Consider the following 3,281-nt stretch of genomic DNA (forward strand, 5'->3'; position numbering starts at 1 on the left):
ATCACCGGTATTCAGGCGCTGGAAAAAGAGAAGGCTTTGCAAAAGCTCTATGCGGCAGAGCAGATGACGACATTAGGCCAGCTTGCCGCAGGCATTGCCCATGAGCTGAATAATGCCGTCGGGGTACTGAGCAGTAAGACGGAGGGATTGCAGAACGCTATTTGTCAGTTTTTGGACGAAAGTAAACCCGAGGTTAGTCCGTTTCTAGACCTCGGCATCTGTGCCGGGCAGTCGTCAACTTCAGCTGAGGCCAGGAAAAGAGCCAAGGAGCTGCAAGAGAAGTATGGCCTTGATCGCGATCAGGCCCGCCAGTTAGCACGGGCACAGCCGAAGGGCGATATCCCGGATTACTGGCTGGAAAACCTAGACGAGGCATTGCAGTCCTGGGATATGGGGGGTGATCTGCATGATATGCGGCGGGCGTAAAAGCATGCGGCCAGTATTGTCCGTTCAGTGAAACAGCTTGGCGGGACCGATCATGCCCGTCAGCCTGATATCGACATCAACGATACGATCCATAAATCGTTATCGCTGCTGCAAAGCAACTTGCGGCGGGTCAATGTCGTACTACGTCCGGCAGTATTGCCAACAATTACCGCCAGTACCACTGAGTTGGTACAGGTGTGGGTGAATATCATCAAAAATGCCTGTGATGCTATGGAGGATACCCCAGAGCCGCAGATTGAGATTATCACCCGTCATTCAAAGAACCGGTTGCTCATTACCATCAGTAACAACGGCCCGATGATCGATGAGGCAACACGGAGGAAAGTTTTTCAGCCAAATTTCACCACCAAAAAAGGTGGTCTGCAATTTGGCCTGGGGCTGGGTCTGTCTATCGTGTTACGTATTGTACATAGCTATGGCGGTACGATTGCACTTAAGAGCGATCCGGAGAAAACCAAATTTCGAATAAAATTGCCAATCGCGTAAGGGATGGTTATGGAAAAGCTAAATATCATCTGTGTAGATGATCAAAGAGAAGTACTGAGTGCGGTACTCAAAGATCTGGCGCCGCTGAATGACTTCTTTCATGTGGAAGACTGCGAGTCGGCCGATGAAGCGTTGGAGCTGATGGATGAGCTGGATGCCGAGGGGGAGTTCATTGCCCTGGTGATCTCGGATCATGTGATGCCGGGGAAAACTGGCGTGGAACTGCTGACTGATATTTCTCAGGATCCGCGTTTTACCCAGACTAAGAAAGTACTGCTGACAGGGCAGGCGACCCATCAGGACACAATCGCTGCGATTAACCGTGCCCGGATAGAAAGCTACTTTGAAAAGCCTTGGAAAGCTGATGCGTTACTGACGACGGCACGAAGCCTGATCACTGAATATGTGTTCGATATGGGGCTGGATTACCAGCCATGGACCGATATTCTTGATAACGGTGTAGTATTCCGTCGTCTTCGATAGTTCCGGCCTTCGAACAGAATAATTGTCTAGCTGAATGCAAGAAGGACACGTTCTTGCATTCACCCTTGCCTGCTGCATTTTTCTGATCACATTTCAAAGCCCCGTCCCGCTTGAGAACCTGCTCAAGATCAAGATAAGAATAATTGGGGCACCTTCGTTGGAATCCATTTCGGCTCATCAACTACTATTAAAATAAGTGGATGACGAGAGGCAGGTATCATGGTTGATTTCATTGAAAACATGCGTCTGAAAGGGAAAGCAGAAGAAGACTTGTATTTCGCCGAGCTGGACCGCAAGCTAATTGAAGCCCTGCATGAAAAACAAGCCAGGCAGCTTAAACCGGAGGAAGAGCTAATAGGTAGACAAGAGCAGGCAAGCGGCACTTCCCAAAAATAATCAGGAATTGCTTACCCTACTCGAACGCGAATTTATAGCGCTTGCTGAAAGTATTCGCAATAGCCAGCGGTACTGCGGTTTACAGGCACTGTAAAGTCAGTACTGGTTCTGCTTGTTTATTCGTTATAAATGACCTCGGTTTATCTATTTAATAAATATACCCAAGCTACCTCAAGATGCTCGTTTCAGCGAGAATTACTTGGCTACTAGGCTAGGCGCCGATTTGAAGATCTAGTGGCTCTAAATCAATAATCGGTAACAACGCATAGAAGCCAAGTAAACTCGCCCCTTGGGAGTGAGCCAGCGAACCCATTTCTGTGTCAAATAACGTTGAAAGGGGCTACCATTCCTACCGTTATTTTCCTTGAACTGAGCCCGCTGGTCTCACTCTGAATCCTGCATCTTGAGGTAGCTTGGGTATATAAATTGTACTGTTCAACATAAAGCGTTAAAATACGTGCCCCTTTTCTGAACGAGTGTGATTGGATGTCTGAACAGAAGCGAAAGGCGCTGAAGAAAATTGCTAAATGCCTAGAGCTGGGTAACTCTGCGAACGTCAATGAAGCTGCACAAGCAATCAAGATGGCACACCGTCTGATGCTCAAGTACGGCCTTGAACAAGATGATATTGAATTCATTCAGATGGGCAAAACCAAGTCTTCGACACTTCTGCCAACCGACATCAGTCAGCAAATCCTCAAAATTATCCGAGGCATCAATCGCCGTTTCGGGGTTGAGTGTGTACTAACCAATTACAAAGGGCTAAAGCAGGCTGAATTTATTGGCGTTGCCGAACGTGCCATCTTCGCGGCCTTTGCATTTGATGTCGTCTATCGCGAAATGAACCAGCAAACTGGTCAGTTTCGAAATAGTTTTGCCGGTACCGGTACCAGTTCGGCAGAAGTTACCCGTCGCGTTAGCTCATTCCTAGCGGGTTGGATTGAAGGAGCACTGGAAAAACTCCCAGAACTCAACACCGATGATGATCATGATAAACGCATGACAAACTATATCGATAAAGAGTTTGAAAATATTGACCGTGAAACCTTCAAAAAACAGCTTCAGGACGCAATGAAAGCGCTCACTGATGATTATGAAAAAGGAATGAAGAAAGGTCGTTCTATCTCTGTTAACCGACCTGTAGGGGGCTCGAAGGCCCATAACCCGAAACTATTAAGTTCATAATTCCTGCTTAATTCGTTCTCTTACAGCTGCAGTAAATTGCAGCTGTAATTATTAATGGCGAAGATTAAAGCACCTAATAACAACACCTTATACCTCTTAGTTATTATTAACTCTGCTTGTGCGTTCAAAAAAGAAGCAAAAGAATCAAATTCTTCTTCGTCACGCAATGAAGTGGGATGTAAATCCCATTTCTGTGATACAATCGAACAAAATTCCTTAAAACCGATAGCTTTCACACATGAAATTCCCTGGTCAGCGTAAATCCAAGCATTACTTTCCAGTTA

General features: G+C 46.5%; 4 protein-coding genes and 1 pseudogene. 4 read left to right on the forward strand and 1 reads right to left on the reverse strand.

Translation table 11 applies throughout. The features are described 5' to 3' along the window. The 4 genes and pseudogenes from MHN01_RS21480 to MHN01_RS21495 form a co-directional block, all read left to right on the forward strand. Positions 1-933: pseudogene (locus MHN01_RS21480) on the forward strand (sensor histidine kinase); the annotation flags it as partial. A 9-nt stretch (positions 934-942) separates the two neighbouring features. After that, positions 943-1,416, forward strand: coding sequence for a response regulator (locus MHN01_RS21485; RefSeq protein WP_075765287.1), 474 nt, complete (start codon positions 943-945; stop codon positions 1,414-1,416). A gap of 219 nt (positions 1,417-1,635) precedes the next feature. Further along, the gene (locus MHN01_RS21490) at positions 1,636-1,812 is read left to right on the forward strand and encodes a hypothetical protein (RefSeq protein WP_239413346.1); all 177 of its coding nucleotides are present in this window, start codon (positions 1,636-1,638) and stop codon (positions 1,810-1,812) included. Positions 1,813-2,298: 486 nt separating this feature from the next. Beyond that, positions 2,299-2,997, forward strand: a complete 699-nt coding sequence (locus tag MHN01_RS21495) for a DUF2786 domain-containing protein (protein WP_239413347.1) — start codon at positions 2,299-2,301, stop codon at positions 2,995-2,997. Between the two features lie 20 nt (positions 2,998-3,017). Here MHN01_RS21495 and MHN01_RS21500 read toward each other — a convergent pair whose 3' ends face one another. Continuing rightward, complete coding sequence (locus MHN01_RS21500; protein ID WP_239413348.1) at positions 3,018-3,233, reverse strand: hypothetical protein; 216 nt, start codon at positions 3,231-3,233, stop codon at positions 3,018-3,020. Positions 3,234-3,281 lie beyond the last annotated feature (48 nt).

The organism is Photobacterium sp. OFAV2-7, from assembly GCF_022347985.1.
In the GTDB taxonomy this organism is placed as follows: Bacteria; Pseudomonadota; Gammaproteobacteria; order Enterobacterales; family Vibrionaceae; genus Photobacterium.

What these genes read in the sequence shown, in the direction of transcription:
- MHN01_RS21490 (WP_239413346.1), top strand. Translation starts at nt 1,636, where the DNA reads ATGGTTGATTTCATTGAAAACATGCGTCTGAAAGGGAAAGCAGAAGAA.
- MHN01_RS21495 (WP_239413347.1), top strand. Translation starts at nt 2,299, where the DNA reads ATGTCTGAACAGAAGCGAAAGGCGCTGAAGAAAATTGCTAAATGCCTA.
- MHN01_RS21485 (WP_075765287.1), top strand. Translation starts at nt 943, where the DNA reads ATGGAAAAGCTAAATATCATCTGTGTAGATGATCAAAGAGAAGTACTG.